The organism is Pseudomonas sp. UBA6315, from assembly GCF_002438125.1.
GTDB lineage: Bacteria > Pseudomonadota > Gammaproteobacteria > Pseudomonadales > Pseudomonadaceae > Aquipseudomonas > Aquipseudomonas faucium.
On sequence record NZ_DJTF01000209.1, the window covers coordinates 1 to 15,484 of the forward strand.

Consider the following 15,484-nt stretch of genomic DNA (forward strand, 5'->3'; position numbering starts at 1 on the left):
ACGTAGGCAGCGTTCCAGCTCTCCGGGCCTACGGCGCGCAGGAAGGTGGCGGTGTGAAAGGTGCCGGCGCCTACTTCCATATCGTAGGGCTGAAGCACCACACAACCTTGCTCGGCCCAGTACTGCTGCAGGGCGAGGATCAGGTCTTGGAAGGTACGCACGGCTGGCGTAGGCTGGCTCACGAAATTCACCTGTATCTGGGGATGCGGATGTAAAGAGCGGGAGTATAACCTGATTCGCTTCGCCCTCTACTCATTGGAGCCTTATGCCACGCTGCTTTTGGTGTACCGACGATCCGTTGTACCAGGCCTACCACGACCAGGAATGGGGAACGCCACAGCGTGACCCGGCGTTGCTCTTCGAGATGCTTTTGCTCGAAGGGTTCCAGGCAGGGTTGTCATGGATCACCGTGCTGCGCAAACGCGAGCGCTATCGCGAGGTTCTGCACGGCTTCGACCCGCACCTGCTGGCGCAGATGAGCGACGAACGGGTCGAAGAGCTGATGCTCGATACCGGCATCATCCGCAACCGCCTCAAGCTCAAGGCCGTGCGCCGCAATGCCCAGGCCTGGCTGGCGCTGGACAACCCTGGCCAATGGCTGTGGTCGTTCGTCGGCGGCGAGCCGAAGATCAACCACTTCACCAGCCGCGGCGAAGTGCCGGCCGTCACCGACGAGGCCAAGGCAATGAGCAAGGCCCTGCAGAAAGCCGGCTTCACCTTCGTCGGCCCGACCATCTGCTACGCCTTCATGCAGGCTACCGGCATGGTCATGGACCACACCACCGATTGCGATCGCTACGCCGCCTTGCTGCGCTGAGGGGTTACAATGCGCGCCTTGCTGAAATAAGGAATTCGCCTGTGGAAAAGTTCAAGGGCGCCCTGATGGTCGGGGTGCTACGCCTGTTCGCCAAGCTGCCCTGGGGCGCTGTACAGCGTGTTGGCGCCGGTATCGGCTGGCTGATGTGGAAAGTCCCCAATGGCTCGCGCAACGTGGTGCGCATCAACCTGGCCAAGTGCTTCCCGCAGATGGACCCGGTCGAACGCGAGCAGCTGGTGGGCCGCGCGCTGAAAGATATCGGCAAGTCCTTCGTCGAAAGCGCCTGTGCCTGGATCTGGCCGCCGCAGCGTTCGCTGGACCTGGTCAAGGAAGTGCACGGCCTGGAAGTGCTGGAGCAGGCCCTGGCCTCGGGCAAGGGCGTGGTCGGCATCACCAGCCACCTGGGCAACTGGGAAGTGCTCAACCACTTCTATTGCAGCCAGTGCAAACCGATCATCTTCTACCGCCCGCCGAAGCTCAAGGCGGTGGATGACCTGCTGCGCGAGCAGCGCGTGCAGATGGGCAACCGCGTGGCGCCTTCGACCAAGGAAGGCATCCTCAGTGTGATCAAGGAAGTGCGCCGCGGTGGCCAGGTGGGCATCCCTGCCGACCCGGAGCCGGCCGAGTCGGCGGGGGTGTTCGTGCCGTTTCTCGGGACCCAGGCGCTGACCAGCAAGTTCGTGCCGAACATGCTGGCCGGGGGCAAGGCGGTGGGGGTGTTCCTGCATGCCCTGCGGCTGCCGGATGGTTCGGGTTTCAAGGTGTTTCTGGAGGCGGCGCCGGAAGAGATGTACAGCACCGATGTGAACGTGTCGGCGGCGGCCATGAGCAAGGTGGTCGAGCGTTATGTGCGTGAGTACCCGAGCCAGTACATGTGGAGCATGAAGCGCTTCAAGAAGCGGCCGGCCGGGGAGCCGCGCTGGTATTGAGATTTTTGGGGGCGCTTTGCGCCCCTTTTCGCCGGCAAGCCGGCTCCCACAAGGATCGAGCTGAGCAGGCCCATTGTGGGAGCCGGCTTGCCGGCGATGGGCTGCAAAGCAGCCCCAAAATCTCAGGCCTTGTTCAGTTTCTTCAAAAACACCGCCATTTCCTTCTCGGCCTGCTTGTCGCCATGGGCCTGCGCCGCCACGATCCCGTCCTCCCAGGCCTTGCGCGCCGCCGCCACATCGCCCTGCAACTGATACGCCTTGCCCAGCAGCTTCCAGGCCGCCGAATACTTCGGGTCCTGCTCCACACAGCGCGCCAGGTGCACCGCCGCCTCGGCCCCATTGCCCTCGTCCAGCCAGGCCTTGCCCAAACCAAACCTCAGCAAAGGGTTATCCACACCCTTGGCCAGCATCTTCTCCAGCGATTCGCGCATGCCCTCTTCCCCTAGAAGAAACTCAAGCCGACGTGGAACAGCTTCTCCACATCCCGAATATGCTTTTTATCCACAACGAACAGGATCACATGGTCACCCGACTCGATCACCGTGTCGTCGTGGGCGATCATCACTTCTTCGTCGCGGATGATCGCGCCGATGGTGGTGCCCGGCGGCAGGGCGATGTCCTCGATGGCCTTGCCGACCACCTTGCTCGACTTCGAATCGCCATGCGCCACCGCCTCGATGGCCTCGGCCGCGCCGCGGCGCAGCGAGTGCACGCTGACGATGTCGCCGCGGCGCACGTGCGCCAGCAAGGTGCCGATGGTGGCCAGCTGCGGGCTGATGGCGATATCGATGTCGCCGCCTTGCACCAGGTCGACGTAAGCCGGGTTGTTGATGATGGTCATCACCTTGCGCGCGCCAAGGCGCTTGGCCAGCAGCGACGACATGATGTTGGCCTCGTCGTCGTTGGTCAGGGCCAGGAAGATGTCGGCATCGGCGATGTTCTCTTCGAGCATCAGGTCCTTGTCCGAGGCACTGCCCTGCAGCACCACGGTGCTTTCCAGGGTGTCGGAGAGGTGCCGGCAGCGGGCCGGGCTCATCTCGATGATCTTCACCTGGTAGCGGCTTTCGATGGCCTCGGCCAGGCGCTCGCCGATCTGCCCGCCACCGGCGATGACCACACGCTTGTTGGTTTCATCGATGCGCCGCAGCTCGCCCATCACCGCGCGGATGTCCTTGCGTGCGGCAATGAAGAACACCTCGTCGTCCGCTTCGATCAAGGTATCGCCGCGTGGCGTGATCGGCCGGTCGCGGCGGAAGATCGCCGCCACGCGGGTGTCGACGTTGGGCATGTGTGCGCGGATCTGGCGCAGCTGCTGGCCCACCAGCGGCCCGCCGTAGTACGCCTTGACCGCCACCAGCTGGGCCTTGCCTTCGGCGAAGTCGATCACCTGCAGCGAGCCCGGGTGCTCGATCAGGCGCTTGATGTAGTTGGTCACCACCTGCTCGGGGCTGATCAGCACATCCACCGGGATGTGGTCGTTGTCGAACAGCTCTTCACGGGTGAGGTAGGCCGATTCGCGCACCCGGGCGATCTTGGTCGGGGTGTGGAACAGCGTGTAGGCCACCTGGCAGGCGACCATGTTGGTTTCGTCGCTGTTGGTCACTGCCACCAGCATGTCGGCGTCGTCGGCACCGGCCTGGCGCAGCACCGTGGGCAGCGAGCCACGGCCCTGCACGGTGCGGATGTCGAGGCGGTCGCCCAGGTCGCGCAGGCGCTCGCCGTCGGTATCGACCACGGTGATGTCGTTGGCTTCGCTCGCCAGGTGCTCCGCCAGCGTACCGCCCACCTGCCCTGCGCCGAGGATGATGATCTTCATCCGCTACTCCCTAACGTGTGCTTACCCGCGCGAGGCGGCGATCTTGATCAGCTTGGCATAGTAGAAGCCGTCGTGGCCGCCTTCCTGGGCCAGCAGCTGGCGCCCGTGCGGCTGGGGCAGGCCGGCTTCGGTGGCCAGGGCCAGTTCGCGGGCACCGGGGGTGCGGGCGAGGAAGGCGCCGATCACCTCGGTGTTCTCGGTCGGCAGGCTGGAGCAGGTGGCGTACAGCAGCATGCCGCCCACTTCCAGGGTCGGCCACAGGGCATCGAGCAGCTCGCCTTGCAGCGTGGCCAGGGCGGGGATGTCATCGGCCTGGCGGGTCAGCTTGATGTCCGGGTGGCGGCGGATCACGCCGGTGGCCGAGCACGGGGCGTCGAGCAGGATGCGCTGGAACGGTTTGCCGTCCCACCAGCTGGCGGTGTCGCGGGCATCGCAGGCGATCAGTTCGGCGTCCAGCTTGAGGCGCTCGAGGTTTTCGCGCACGCGGGTCAGGCGCTTGGCTTCCAGGTCGATGGCCACCAGGTGCGCCAGCCCTGCTTCGGCTTCGAGCAGGTGGCAGGTCTTGCCGCCGGGGGCGCAGCAGGCGTCGAGCACGCGCTGGCCGGGGGCCAGTTCGAGCAGGTCGGCAGACAGCTGCGCCGCTTCGTCCTGCACACTCACCCAGCCTTTGGCGAAGCCCGGCAGGCCGCGCACGTCGCAGGCTTCGCCCAGCACGATGCCATCGCGGCTGTACTGGCAAGCGCTGGCGGCAATGCCGGCTTCGGCCAACAGCGCCAGGTAGGCGTCACGGCTGTGATGGCGACGGTTGACCCGCAGGATCATCGGCGGGTGCGCGTTGTTGGCCGCACAGATCGCTTCCCACTGCTCTGGCCAGAAGGCCTTGAGCTGCTTTTGCAGCCAGCGCGGGTGGGCGGTGCGCACCACCGGGTCGCGTTCCATGTCGGCCAGCAGTGCCTCGCCTTCGCGCTGGGCGCGGCGCAGCACGGCGTTGAGCAGGCCCTTGGCCCAGGGCTTTTTCAGCTTGTCGGCGCACCCGACGGTTTCACCGATGGCGGCGTGGGCCGGAATGCGCGTGTAGAACAGCTGGTACAGGCCGACCAGCAGCAGCGCCTGCACATCGGCATCGGCGGCCTTGAAGGGTTTTTGCAGCAACTGGGCGGCGAGCAGGTCCAGGCGCGGCTGCCAGCGGGCGGTGCCGAACGCCAGGTCCTGGGTCAGGCCACGGTCGCGTTCTTCGACCTTGTCCAGTTGCGCCGGCAGCGAGCTGTTCAGCGAGGCCTTGCCGCTGAGGACAGCGGCCAAGGCACGGGCGGCGGCGAGGCGTGGGTTCATTGGCCGAGCACCTTGCCACTGGCGAACTTCTCGCGGCGGCTGTTGAACAGGTCACTGAAGGCCAGGGCCTTGCCGCCAGGCAATTGCAGGCGGGTGAGGCTCAGCGCCTGGTCGGCGCAGGCGACCACCAGGCCGTCCTTGCTGGCTTCGAGGATTTCGCCGGGGGCGCCCTGGCCTGTGGACAACTTGGCGGCCAGCACCTTCACGCTCTCGCCGTCCAGGGTGCTGTGGCACACCGGCCAGGGGTTGAAGGCGCGGATCAGGCGCTCCAGTTCCGCAGCCGGGCGGTTCCAGTCGATGCGCGCTTCGTCTTTGTTCAGCTTGTGTGCATAAGTGGCCAGGGCATCGTCCTGCACTTCACCTTGCAGCGAACCGTCTGCCAGGCCGGCGATGGCCTGGACTACAGCCGGCGGGCCCATTTCGGCGAGGCGGTCGTGCAGGCTGCCGCCGGTGTCGTCGGCGCTGATCGGGGTCACCACCTTGAGCAGCATCGGGCCTGTGTCCAGGCCCGCTTCCATGCGCATCACGGTCACGCCGCTCTCGGCATCGCCGGCTTCCACGGCGCGCTGGATCGGCGCCGCACCGCGCCAGCGTGGCAGCAGCGAGGCGTGGCTGTTGATGCAGCCCAGGCGCGGGATATCCAGCACGGCCTGGGGCAGGATCAGGCCGTAGGCTACCACCACCATCAGGTCTGGCTTGAGCGCGGCAAGTTCGGCCTGGGCGTCTTCGTTGCGCAGGGTTGGCGGCTGGAACACCGGGATGTCATGGGCCACGGCCAATTGCTTGACCGGGCTCGGCATGAGCTTCTGGCCGCGGCCGGCAGGGCGGTCGGGCTGGGTGTAGACAGCCACGATCTGGTACGGGCTGTCGAGCAGGGCCTTGAGGTGTTCGGCGGCAAACTCTGGAGTGCCTGCAAAGACGATGCGCATGGAGTTCTCGCTTCAAAAAAGAAAAAGGCTTGCCGGAGCAAGCCTTCTGGAAGGTCGGGATCAGGCTTGCTGGCGGTGCTGCTTTTCCAGCTTCTTCTTGATCCGGTCGCGTTTGAGTTGCGACAGGTAGTCGACGAACAGCTTGCCGTTGAGGTGATCGAACTCGTGCTGCACGCACACCGCCAACAGGCCTTCGCATTCCAGTTCGAACGGCTTGCCGTCGCGGTCCTGGGCCTTGACCCGCACGCGCAGGGGGCGGTCGACGTTCTCGTAGAAGCCCGGTACCGACAGGCAGCCTTCCTGGTACTGGCCCATGTCGTGGGTCAGCTCTTCGACGGTGGGGTTGATGAAGACGCGCGGTTCGCTGCGGTCTTCGCTCAGGTCCATGACCACGACCTGCTTGTGCACGTTGACCTGGGTCGCGGCCAGGCCGATGCCAGGGGCTTCGTACATGGTTTCAAACATGTCGTCGATCAGCTGACGCAGGGCGTCGTCGAACTCCGTCACCGGTTTGGCAAGGGTGCGCAGGCGCGGGTCCGGGAATTCGAGAATGTTCAAGATGGCCATAAGGTCAGGCAGTCACTGTGCGTTCGGTTGAAAACTGAACACACATAATAAAGGGAATCGACGATTTCGGCACCTGGCAAGCTCGTCTAGGGTGTCTATAGGCTTGATAGCCCGCATTTAATGGACAGCTTTTCAAAGTGTTACCCACACAGTTATCCACAGGTTGTGCCACGTAGATGGCCCTGTTTCGATCAAGGATGATCACCATGCCGTTTCACCATTTGTCGCTTTGCCCGCCGGCTGAGCTGGAGGCCCGATTGCGCCTGCATTGCCTGCCGGAAACCGGATTGCGAAGGTTTCACACCCTGCTCGAAGCGTTCGGCAGTGCCTCTTCGGCTCTCAGTGCACCGGCGGGTGCCTGGCGTGCCCTGGGTCTTGGGCAGGCCGCCGCCGATGCCCGGCGCAGCGCCGCCGTGCGCGACGCCGCACTGGCCGCAATGGCCTGGTTAGAGCGCCCCGGCCAGCATTTGCTGATGTGGGACAGCCCTGGCTACCCGGCCTTGCTGGCCGAAATCGATGATCCCCCGCCGCTGTTGTTCGTCGCCGGCGAGCCTGCCGTGCTCGAGCGGCCGCAGCTGGCGATAGTGGGCAGCAGGCGTGCTTCACCGCCGGCACTCGACACCGCCCGGGCATTCTCGCGTTACCTGGCGCAGGCCGGGTTCACCATCACCAGTGGCCTTGCCCTGGGCATCGACGGTGCCGCTCATCGGGCGGCGCTGCAGGCTGGGGGGAGCACGATCGGGGTGCTGGGCACGGGCCTGCAAAAACTTTATCCACAGCGCCACCGCGACTTGGCCAAGGCCATGATCGACAGCGGTGGCGCGCTGGTTTCCGAGTACCCGCTGGATGCCGGCCCGCTGCCGGGCAACTTCCCGCGGCGCAATCGCATCATCAGTGGTTTGTCGCTGGGTGTGCTGGTGGTCGAGGCCAGCCTTGCCAGCGGCTCGTTGATCACTGCACGCCTGGCAGCCGAACAGGGCCGCGAGGTGTATGCCATCCCCGGCTCCATCCACCATCCCGGCGCCAAGGGTTGCCACCAGTTGATCCGCGATGGCGCGCTGCTGGTGGAGAGTGTGGAGCAGATTCTGGAAACCTTGCAGGGATGGCAGAACCTGCCGCCGCCCGCTGTGGATAAACCCTCCCATCCCCTGCTCGCTTTGCTACATGCCGCGCCGCAGACCAGCGAGGCGCTGGCCGCCGGTAGCGAGCTACCCTTGGCCCAGGTGCTGGCGCAATTGACCGAGCTGGAGCTCGAAGGCCGGGTCAGTAATGAAGCCGGGCGTTGGTTTGCCCGCGTGGGCTAAGTAAACTGCGCCCATGGCTTAAATGCGGAGATACAAAATGGTGAGCAGTTGGCGTGTGCAACAAGCCGCACGTGAGATCCGGGCCGGCGCGGTAATCGCCTACCCGACGGAAGCGGTCTGGGGCCTGGGCTGCGACCCATGGAACGAGGACGCGGTGTATCGCCTGCTGGCGCTGAAGTCGCGGCCTGTGGATAAGGGGCTGATTCTGGTGGCCGACAACATCCGCCAGTTCGACTTCCTGTTCGAGGACTTCCCCGAAGACTGGATCGACCGCATGGGCAGCACCTGGCCTGGCCCCAATACCTGGCTGGTGCCACACCAGGACCTGTTGCCGGAGTGGGTGACGGGGCAGCATGACTCGGTGGCGCTGCGGGTCAGTGATCATCCCCAGGTGCGCGAGTTGTGTGCGTTGGTGGGGCCGCTGATTTCCACGTCGTGCAACCCGGGTGGGCGGCCGGCGGCGAAGACGCGGTTGCGGGTGGAGCAGTACTTCCATGGCCAGCTGGACTTGGTGCTGGGTGGGGCGCTGGGTGGGCGGAAGAATCCGAGCGTGATTCGTGACCTGGTGACCGGCGAGGTCGTGCGCCCGGGCTGATCCTCTTGGGTGAGCGCTAATTGCTGTAGGAGCGGCCTTGTGTCGCGAAAGGGCTGCGCAGCAGCCCCATCAATTTCCGCACCGGTATTGCACTCGGGGGCCGCTTTGCGGCCCTTTCGCGACACAAGGCCGCTCCTAAAAAGGGGCGCTGGCTTTTCTGAAGTGCCGCAGGTACCCCGCCGCCTGCAAGAGCGCCACTCAATCCTGTGGGAGCCGGCTTGCCGGCGATTGGGCCGCAAACGGCCCATTCTTAAATTTGGGAAAATTCCTACAGCTGGTATCGAATACCATCACCTTCTCAGTAGGAACTCCTGCCTCTAGGCTTCAGACCGTCGCCAAATGACTTGGCGACCGGGTGTGGTAACCCGAACCTGGAGAGTTCCTCGCAGTCAATGGCGGCTGTACGCGGGAGGCCTCGTGCCTGCCGGGTTTGGGAACTCTCTCCGGTTTACCACCCCGTGTACAGCTGCCACCTAATCGTGTGGTAACGACTAGGTGGGGCATTGAAGCGAGAGTTTCCGATGAAAAAGATAGTCCCCGACCCACCCATCCCCAGCACCTCCACTCGCCCCTTCGGCCGCTGCGACGCCGGTCACCCTCCACTCTTCACCGTAAACCCCGACATCTGCGCCGCCGACGCCCTGGTCCATGTCGCCCTCTACCTGCGCTGCGCCTACGAGACGGGCTACAAGACCCTCGATTTCCTGCGCGAAGAAGGCCGCGGCATGTACTGGTCGAACCTGCATGCGATCGAGATGGCGGAGGGGTTGGTAGAGGCGATGTTGGATGTCATCGAATCGGGTTCAGCGGCGAACAATTCAGCTGGCTGAGCCACCGTATTCACAGGGCAAGCTCGCTCCCACAGCGTATGCGGGCTTGCCTTTGAGTCCACCGCCTGTTTTGTAAATAGCCGTCTGCCCGTCCAATCGGGAAAAGTCCTACTTCCACCGTCCTTTTTCGTCACCTTCCGTGCAGTGACCCCTGCTCCTAGTTTGCTCGCCATGCGTCGCAAACCGGCTGGAGCACCCAGGACAATGCCGCTATTCGAGAATGCCGAATACCTGATAAGGGCGAATCTGGAACAGCTTGCGTCCAACCATCGGGTCAGAGCAGTGGAAGTAGGTAGGTTTACTGCCGATCAGTTCGAAGCCATCAACCGCCAGAAAGAAGGGCAGGATTTACCACTGCTGGAAGACCCGGGCATCGTGTTCATAGGCAGCCATGCCTACAGAAGCCGGGTGATACGAGATGGATACACCATTGATGACATGGTGCTGCAAATCAAGGCAGCACTGGCGGCGACATCGATTTGCAAGAGTGCCACGCAGATGACAGCCCTTCGCAGCACCATCGGGCGAAACGATGGTTACGGCAATGAAGTTTTTGATGAGGCGATTTTTGAACTGACGGCTCGCAAGCCAAAGGCAGAGCTCTATTCCATCGTCCCTAAAGGAGATAGAAACAAGCCCAAAAAATAAAGGCCGCTTACGCGGCCAAAGGGTAAGGATGCACTCGCCCGGATAACTTGAAACTCAACCGGCGCACCAGTACAACCTCGGAAGAGAGGCTACGCCTGCCAACCTGCAGGGTCAAGCGAGGCCTTTTACTTGCATGAGGCGTAACGCCTCATGTTCTCCGACATTCAGGGCAGCAGCACAGTCGACCCCACCGTCCGCCGCGCCGAGAGCTCGGTCTGCGCCTTGGCTGCCTCGCTCAGCGGATACCGCTGCTGGATATCCACCACCAGCTTGCCACTGCCAATCATGGCAAACAGGTCATCGGCCATGGCTTGGGTGTTCTCGGCATTGTTGGCATAGCCGGCCAGGGTCGGTCGGGTGACATACAGCGAACCCTTCTGCGACAAGATCCCCAGGTTCACCCCGGTCACCGCGCCGGATGCATTGCCAAAGCTCACCATCAACCCGCGCGGCTGCAGGCAGTCGAGCGAGGTCAGCCAGGTGTCGGCGCCGACGCCGTCATACACCACCGGGCATTTCTTGCCGTCGGTCAGTTCAAGCACGCGCTTGGCCACGTCCTCGCGGCTGTAGTCGATGGTCGCCCACGCCCCCAGTGCCTTGGCCCGCTCGGCCTTTTCGGCGGAGCTGACGGTGCCGATCAGCTTGGCCCCGAGCGCCTTGGCCCATTGGCAGGCCAGCGAGCCGACGCCCCCGGCAGCAGCGTGGAACAGGATCACATCGCCCGGTTGCACGGCGTAGGTCTGCTTGAGCAGGTACTGCACGGTCAAACCCTTGAGCATCACCGCCGCCGCCTGTTCGAAGCTGATGTCGTCGGGCAGTTTCACCAGGTTGGCTTCGGGCAGCGTATGCACCTCGCTGTAGGCGCCCAGCGGGCCACCGGCGTAGGCCACGCGGTCACCCACCTTCAAGCGGGTGACGCCCTCGCCCACGGCCTCGACCACCCCGGCACCTTCGGTGCCCAGGCCAGAAGGCAGCGCGGGTGGGGCGTACAGCCCGCTGCGGAAATAGGTATCGATGAAGTTCAAGCCGACCGCATGGTTACGCACACGCACTTGCTGCGGGCCGGGGGCTGGCGGGTCGAACTCCACGAGCTGCAGTACTTCCGGGCCGCCATGCTGGCTGAACTGGATACGCTTGGCCATCTCGCACTCCTGTTGTCGGGATCGGGAAAGGCCTTCTATCGGACGCCTTTGCTTGATCGCCGTCAACTGCGGCGCGCGGGTTGGCGGTGGTATGCTACGCGCCGAATTCTTCCCTGCCCGTTCCTGGTGACCCGATGACTAGCCGCACCGAGGCCGTGAAAGCCTACCTGCTCGACCTGCAAGACCGCATCTGCTCTGCCCTCGAAGCCGAAGACGGCGGCGCCCGCTTCGTCGAGGATGCCTGGGTGCGCGAAGCCGGTGGCGGGGGGCGCACGCGGGTGATCGGCGAGGGCCAGGTGATCGAGAAAGGCGGTGTGAACTTCTCCCACGTGTTCGGCGCCGGCCTGCCGCCGTCGGCCAGTGCCCACCGCCCCGAGCTGGCGGGCCGCGGCTTCGAGGCCCTGGGCGTGTCGCTGGTGATCCACCCGCACAACCCGCATGTGCCCACTTCCCACGCCAATGTGCGCTTTTTCATCGCCGAGAAAGAAGGCGAAGAAGCGGTCTGGTGGTTCGGTGGCGGCTTTGACCTGACCCCGTACTACGGCAATGAAGAAGACTGCATCCACTGGCACCGCGTGGCCGAGCAGGCTTGCGCGCCGTTCGGCGCCGACGTGTACCCGCGCTACAAGGCCTGGTGCGACCGCTACTTCCACATCAAGCACCGGGGCGAGCCACGCGGTATCGGCGGGCTGTTCTTCGACGACCTGAACGAGTGGGACTTCGACACCTGCTTCGCCTTCATCCGCGCCATCGGCGATGCCTATGTCGATGCCTACCTGCCGATCGTGCAGCGCCGCAAGCACACGCCCTACACTGCCCAACAGCGCGAATTCCAGGAGTACCGCCGCGGCCGCTACGTGGAGTTCAACCTGGTCTACGACCGCGGCACCCTGTTCGGGCTGCAGTCCGGTGGGCGTACCGAGTCGATCCTCATGTCGCTGCCGCCGCAGGTACGCTGGGGTTACGATTGGAAGGCCGCGCCCGGCAGCGAGGAAGCGCGCCTGACCGACTACTTCCTGCAAGACCGCGACTGGCTCGCCCAGTAAGCCTGTGGATAACCGAGGAGCTCCCATGGACCAGTACGTCGTTTTCGGCAACCCCATCGGCCACAGCAAGTCGCCGTTGATTCACCGGCTGTTCGCCGAGCAGACCGGCCAGGACCTGGAGTACAGCACCCTGCTGGCGCCGCTGGACGAGTTCAGCGACTGCGCCCGCGGGTTCTTCAAGCAAGGCAGCGGTGCCAACGTGACCGTGCCGTTCAAGGAAGAGGCCTACCGCCTGTGCGACAGCCTGACCCCACGCGCCCAGCGCGCCGGGGCGGTGAATACCCTGAAGAAGCTGGCCGACGGCACGCTGCAGGGCGACAACACCGATGGCGCCGGGCTGGTGCGTGACCTGACGGTGAATGCCGGGGTCGAGCTGGCCGGCAAGCGCGTCCTCATCCTCGGCGCGGGCGGTGCGGTACGCGGCGTGCTGGAGCCGATCCTGGCGCTGGACCCGCAATCGCTGGTGGTCGCCAACCGCACGGTGGAAAAGGCCGAGGTGCTGGCGCGCGAATTCGCCGAACTGGGGCCGGTGGTGGCCAGTGGGTATGGCTGGCTGCAGGAGCCGTTGGACGTGATCATCAACGCCACCTCGGCCAGCCTGGCGGGCGAGTTGCCGCCGATTGCCGAAAGCCTGGTCGAGGCCGGGCGCACGGTGTGCTACGACATGATGTACGGCAAGGAGCCGACGCCGTTCTGCCAGTGGGCGAGCAAGCTGGGGGCGGTGAAGGTGCTGGATGGGCTGGGCATGCTGGCCGAGCAGGCGGCCGAGGCGTTCTACATCTGGCGTGGGGTTCGGCCGGATACGCGGCCGGTGCTGGACGAGTTGCGCCGGCAGCTGGCGCGGGGTTGATGTTGTGGGGCTGCTTCGCAGCCCATTCGCGGGGCAAGCCCGCTCCCACAGATGAAAGTGCTACGGTCTTTGTGGGAGCGGGCTTGCCCGCGAATGGGCCGCAAAGCGGCCCCCTTCATCACTCGGCAAACCGAATGGGACACAGCTCCCCCCCCTCCAACTTCTGCAATTCCTCGATCACCTGCGGCCTGGCCCGCTGCAACGTCAAACTCCCCCCCGCCCGGCGCAGCCGCCGCGCCTCGCGGTGCAACATATCCACCCCCGAATAATCGATGAAGTTCACCTGCCGCGCATCGATCACCACATGCGGCCCCTGGCAGCGCTGCAAGCGCACCTGCAGGTAATGCGCCGCACCAAAGAAGATCGACCCACCCACCCGCAGCACATCCGCCTGCCCTTCCCGGCTCTGCTGCACGCGCGGGCGCGAAGTGCGCTTGAGGTAGAAGAACAGCGATGCCAGCACCCCGGCATAAATCGCCGTCTGCAGCTCCAGCAGCAAGGTCGCCGCCGCCGTCAGCGCCATCACCAGAAACTCCGAGCGGCTGACCCGGAATAACGCACGAATCGCCCGGTGATCCACCAGCCCCCAGCAGATCAGCAGGATGCTGCCGGCCATGGCCGGGATCGGCAGGTGCGCGATTAGCCCGGCCCCGGTCACCGCGAACAGCGCCACCCACAGCGCCGAGAACACGCCGGCCAGGGGCGAGCGGGCGCCGGCGTCGTAGCTCAGGCCCGAACGGGTGAACGAGCCGGATGACAGGTAGCCCGAAAAGAACGCACCGACGATGTTCGACAGGCCCTGGGCGCGGATTTCCTGGTCGGCGTCGATCAACTGCTCCGAGCGCGCCGACAGTGAGCGGGCGATCGACAGGCTGGTCACCAGGCCAAGCATGCCCACCGCAACGGCACTGGGCAGCAGGCGCAGGATCAGCTCCAGGTCCAGCAACGGCAAGGGGCTGAGCGGCGGCAACTGGCCGGTGAACGCCGGTACCCGCGCCACATGGCCGAAGAAACCTGGCAGCAGCCAGGCGACCCCGCTGACCACCATCAGGCTTATCAACAGGCTCGGCCAGCGCGGGCGCCAGAGTTTCAAGGCCACGCCGATCACCACGGTCGCCAGGCCAAGCAGCAGCGACGGCACATCGACCTCGCCGGCATGCCTGGCCAGGTCCTGCACGGTCTTCAGCGCCGTGGCCTGGCTCGGCAGGTCCATGCCCAGCAGGTTGGGCAACTGGCCCAGGGCAATGACGATGGCCGCGCCCAGGGTGAAGCCGAGCACCACCGAATGGGAGACGAAGTTCACCAGCGCGCCGAAGCGCAGCAGGCCGAGCAGCAGCTGGAAGATGCCGCCGAGGAACGTCAGCAGCAGCACCAGGGTCACGTAGTCGGCGCTGCCGGCCACGGCCAAGGGGCTGATGCTGGCGTAGAGGACGATGGAGATGGCGGCGGTCGGGCCGCAAATCAGGTGCCAGGAGGAGCCCCACAAGCAGGCGATCAGCACCGGCACGATTGCCGCGTACAGGCCATATTCGGCAGGCAGGCCGGCGATCAGGGCGTAGGCGATCGATTGCGGCAGGGCGAGGATCGCCCCGCTCAGGCCCACCAGCAGGTCCTGGCGCAGGCTGCGGCCCGATTGGCGGGGCAGCCAGGTGAGGAAGGGCAGTAGGTGGGTCAGGTGAATCATTGGGTAACTCGCATTGGGGGGGCTTGTGCTGGCTGTTCTGGCCTCATCGCCGGCAAGCCGGCTCCTACAAGGATTGCACAAGGCCTGGGCTCACTGCTGCTGCACCCCAGCCAACCAACCCTCGACTACCTGCGGATGCGCCTTGACCCAAGCCTTGGCCGCTTCATCGAAGCTGATCTTCTTATCCACAACCTCGGCCATGATGCTGTTTTCCATGTCCAGGGTGAATTGCAGATTGCCCAGCAGCTTAGCCGCATTCGGGCAGGCTTGTGGATAACCCTTGCGGGTCAGGGTATAGACCTCGCCCTTGCTGCCGAACCACTGCTCCCCGCCCGTCAGGTAGTGCATCTTGAGCTTCACGTTCATCGGGTGCGGGGTCCAGCCGAGGAAAACGATGAACTGGTTCTTCTTCACCGCCCGGTCCACCTGCGCCAGCATCGCCTGCTCGCTCGACTCCACCAGCTTCCACTGGCCGAGGTTGAAGTCGTTGTTGTCGATGATCTGCTTGAGCGACAAGTTGGCCGGGGCGCCGGAGCCGATGCCGTAGAGTTTCTTGTCGAACTCGCCTGCGTGTTTCTGCAGGTCGGCGAAATCCTTCACCCCGGCATTCCACACGTAGTCGGGCACCGCCAGGGTGAATTCGGTTCCCTCCAGGTTGCGCGAAAGCCGCTGCACGTCGCCATTGGCGACGAACTTGTCATGAAAGCCCTGTTGCGCCGGCATCCAGTTGCCGAGGAAGGCATCGACCTTGCCGTCTTTGAGGCCGCCATAGATGATCGGCACCGCCAGGCTGTCGACCTTGACCTGGTAGCCCTGGCGTTCCAGAAGCACCCGGGCGACAGCGTTGGTGGCGGCGATGTCGCTCCAGCCGGGGTCGGCCAGTTTCACGGTGCGGCATTGCGCGTCGTCGGCGTGGGCGCCGGCAGTGCCCAGGCCCAGGCCCAGGGCCAGGGCGAACACGACGGTGGAGAACTTGTGCATGGCGGCCTCTCTTC

General features: G+C 64.8%; 17 protein-coding genes. 8 read left to right on the forward strand and 9 right to left on the reverse strand.

Annotation, left to right across the window (positions count from 1 at the left end):
• A partial coding sequence (locus tag B3E94_RS24870) for a glycine--tRNA ligase subunit alpha (RefSeq protein ID WP_286915597.1) occupies nt 1–182 on the reverse strand: 182 nt, incomplete at its 3' end.
• An 83-nt stretch (nt 183–265) separates the two neighbouring features.
• Between B3E94_RS24870 and B3E94_RS24875 the strand changes: the two genes are divergently transcribed.
• Nucleotides 266–817 carry a DNA-3-methyladenine glycosylase I gene (locus B3E94_RS24875; protein ID WP_176511741.1) on the forward strand — a complete coding sequence of 184 codons (552 nt, stop codon included), beginning with the start codon at nt 266–268 and terminating at the stop codon, nt 815–817.
• Between the two features lie 41 nt (nt 818–858).
• Nucleotides 859–1,746, forward strand: a complete 888-nt coding sequence (locus B3E94_RS24880; RefSeq protein WP_176511740.1) for a lysophospholipid acyltransferase — start codon at nt 859–861, stop codon at nt 1,744–1,746.
• Nucleotides 1,747–1,868: 122 nt separating this feature from the next.
• Here B3E94_RS24880 and B3E94_RS24885 read toward each other — a convergent pair whose 3' ends face one another.
• The 5 genes from B3E94_RS24885 to def are packed head-to-tail and all read right to left on the reverse strand — an operon-like array spanning nt 1,869 to nt 6,390.
• Nucleotides 1,869–2,177: a tetratricopeptide repeat protein gene (locus B3E94_RS24885; RefSeq protein WP_236236196.1), complete on the reverse strand. Its 309-nt coding sequence runs from the start codon at nt 2,175–2,177 to the stop codon at nt 1,869–1,871.
• 11 nt (nt 2,178–2,188) lie between these two features.
• The gene (gene trkA / locus B3E94_RS24890; protein WP_176511738.1) at nt 2,189–3,562 is read right to left on the reverse strand and encodes a Trk system potassium transporter TrkA; all 1,374 of its coding nucleotides are present in this window, start codon (nt 3,560–3,562) and stop codon (nt 2,189–2,191) included.
• 21 nt (nt 3,563–3,583) lie between these two features.
• Nucleotides 3,584–4,894: a 16S rRNA (cytosine(967)-C(5))-methyltransferase RsmB gene (gene rsmB, locus B3E94_RS24895; RefSeq protein ID WP_286915598.1), complete on the reverse strand. Its 1,311-nt coding sequence runs from the start codon at nt 4,892–4,894 to the stop codon at nt 3,584–3,586.
• Nucleotides 4,891–5,823, reverse strand: coding sequence for a methionyl-tRNA formyltransferase (gene fmt / locus B3E94_RS24900; protein ID WP_236236198.1), 933 nt, complete (start codon nt 5,821–5,823; stop codon nt 4,891–4,893). The genes rsmB and fmt overlap by 4 nt, the downstream gene beginning before the upstream one ends.
• A gap of 60 nt (nt 5,824–5,883) precedes the next feature.
• The gene (gene def / locus B3E94_RS24905; protein WP_176511735.1) at nt 5,884–6,390 is read right to left on the reverse strand and encodes a peptide deformylase; all 507 of its coding nucleotides are present in this window, start codon (nt 6,388–6,390) and stop codon (nt 5,884–5,886) included.
• A gap of 206 nt (nt 6,391–6,596) precedes the next feature.
• Between def and dprA the strand changes: the two genes are divergently transcribed.
• The 4 genes from dprA to B3E94_RS24925 all read left to right on the forward strand — a co-directional run bounded on the left by dprA (nt 6,597) and on the right by B3E94_RS24925 (nt 9,767).
• Nucleotides 6,597–7,694: a DNA-processing protein DprA gene (gene dprA / locus B3E94_RS24910; RefSeq protein ID WP_286915599.1), complete on the forward strand. Its 1,098-nt coding sequence runs from the start codon at nt 6,597–6,599 to the stop codon at nt 7,692–7,694.
• A gap of 37 nt (nt 7,695–7,731) precedes the next feature.
• Nucleotides 7,732–8,289 (forward strand): L-threonylcarbamoyladenylate synthase, encoded by a 558-nt coding sequence (locus B3E94_RS24915; RefSeq protein ID WP_286915600.1) that lies wholly within the window; start codon nt 7,732–7,734, stop codon nt 8,287–8,289.
• 521 nt (nt 8,290–8,810) lie between these two features.
• Nucleotides 8,811–9,119, forward strand: a complete 309-nt coding sequence (locus B3E94_RS24920; RefSeq protein WP_286915601.1) for a hypothetical protein — start codon at nt 8,811–8,813, stop codon at nt 9,117–9,119.
• 204 nt (nt 9,120–9,323) lie between these two features.
• Nucleotides 9,324–9,767, forward strand: a complete 444-nt coding sequence (locus B3E94_RS24925) for a hypothetical protein (protein WP_286915602.1) — start codon at nt 9,324–9,326, stop codon at nt 9,765–9,767.
• A 164-nt stretch (nt 9,768–9,931) separates the two neighbouring features.
• Here B3E94_RS24925 and B3E94_RS24930 read toward each other — a convergent pair whose 3' ends face one another.
• Nucleotides 9,932–10,909 (reverse strand): NADPH:quinone reductase, encoded by a 978-nt coding sequence (locus B3E94_RS24930; protein ID WP_286915603.1) that lies wholly within the window; start codon nt 10,907–10,909, stop codon nt 9,932–9,934.
• A gap of 134 nt (nt 10,910–11,043) precedes the next feature.
• Between B3E94_RS24930 and hemF the strand changes: the two genes are divergently transcribed.
• Together hemF and aroE are read left to right on the forward strand one after the other, a co-directional pair.
• Nucleotides 11,044–11,955 carry an oxygen-dependent coproporphyrinogen oxidase gene (gene hemF, locus B3E94_RS24935; protein ID WP_286915604.1) on the forward strand — a complete coding sequence of 304 codons (912 nt, stop codon included), beginning with the start codon at nt 11,044–11,046 and terminating at the stop codon, nt 11,953–11,955.
• 25 nt (nt 11,956–11,980) lie between these two features.
• Complete coding sequence (aroE, locus tag B3E94_RS24940; RefSeq protein WP_286915605.1) at nt 11,981–12,805, forward strand: shikimate dehydrogenase; 825 nt, start codon at nt 11,981–11,983, stop codon at nt 12,803–12,805.
• A 118-nt stretch (nt 12,806–12,923) separates the two neighbouring features.
• On the opposite strand, the gene B3E94_RS24945 is transcribed toward aroE, so the two are convergent.
• Nucleotides 12,924–14,489 carry a SulP family inorganic anion transporter gene (locus B3E94_RS24945; RefSeq protein WP_286915606.1) on the reverse strand — a complete coding sequence of 522 codons (1,566 nt, stop codon included), beginning with the start codon at nt 14,487–14,489 and terminating at the stop codon, nt 12,924–12,926.
• A gap of 90 nt (nt 14,490–14,579) precedes the next feature.
• The gene (gene choX / locus B3E94_RS24950) at nt 14,580–15,470 is read right to left on the reverse strand and encodes a choline ABC transporter substrate-binding protein (protein ID WP_286915607.1); all 891 of its coding nucleotides are present in this window, start codon (nt 15,468–15,470) and stop codon (nt 14,580–14,582) included.
• Between the last annotated feature and the right edge of the window lie 14 nt (nt 15,471–15,484).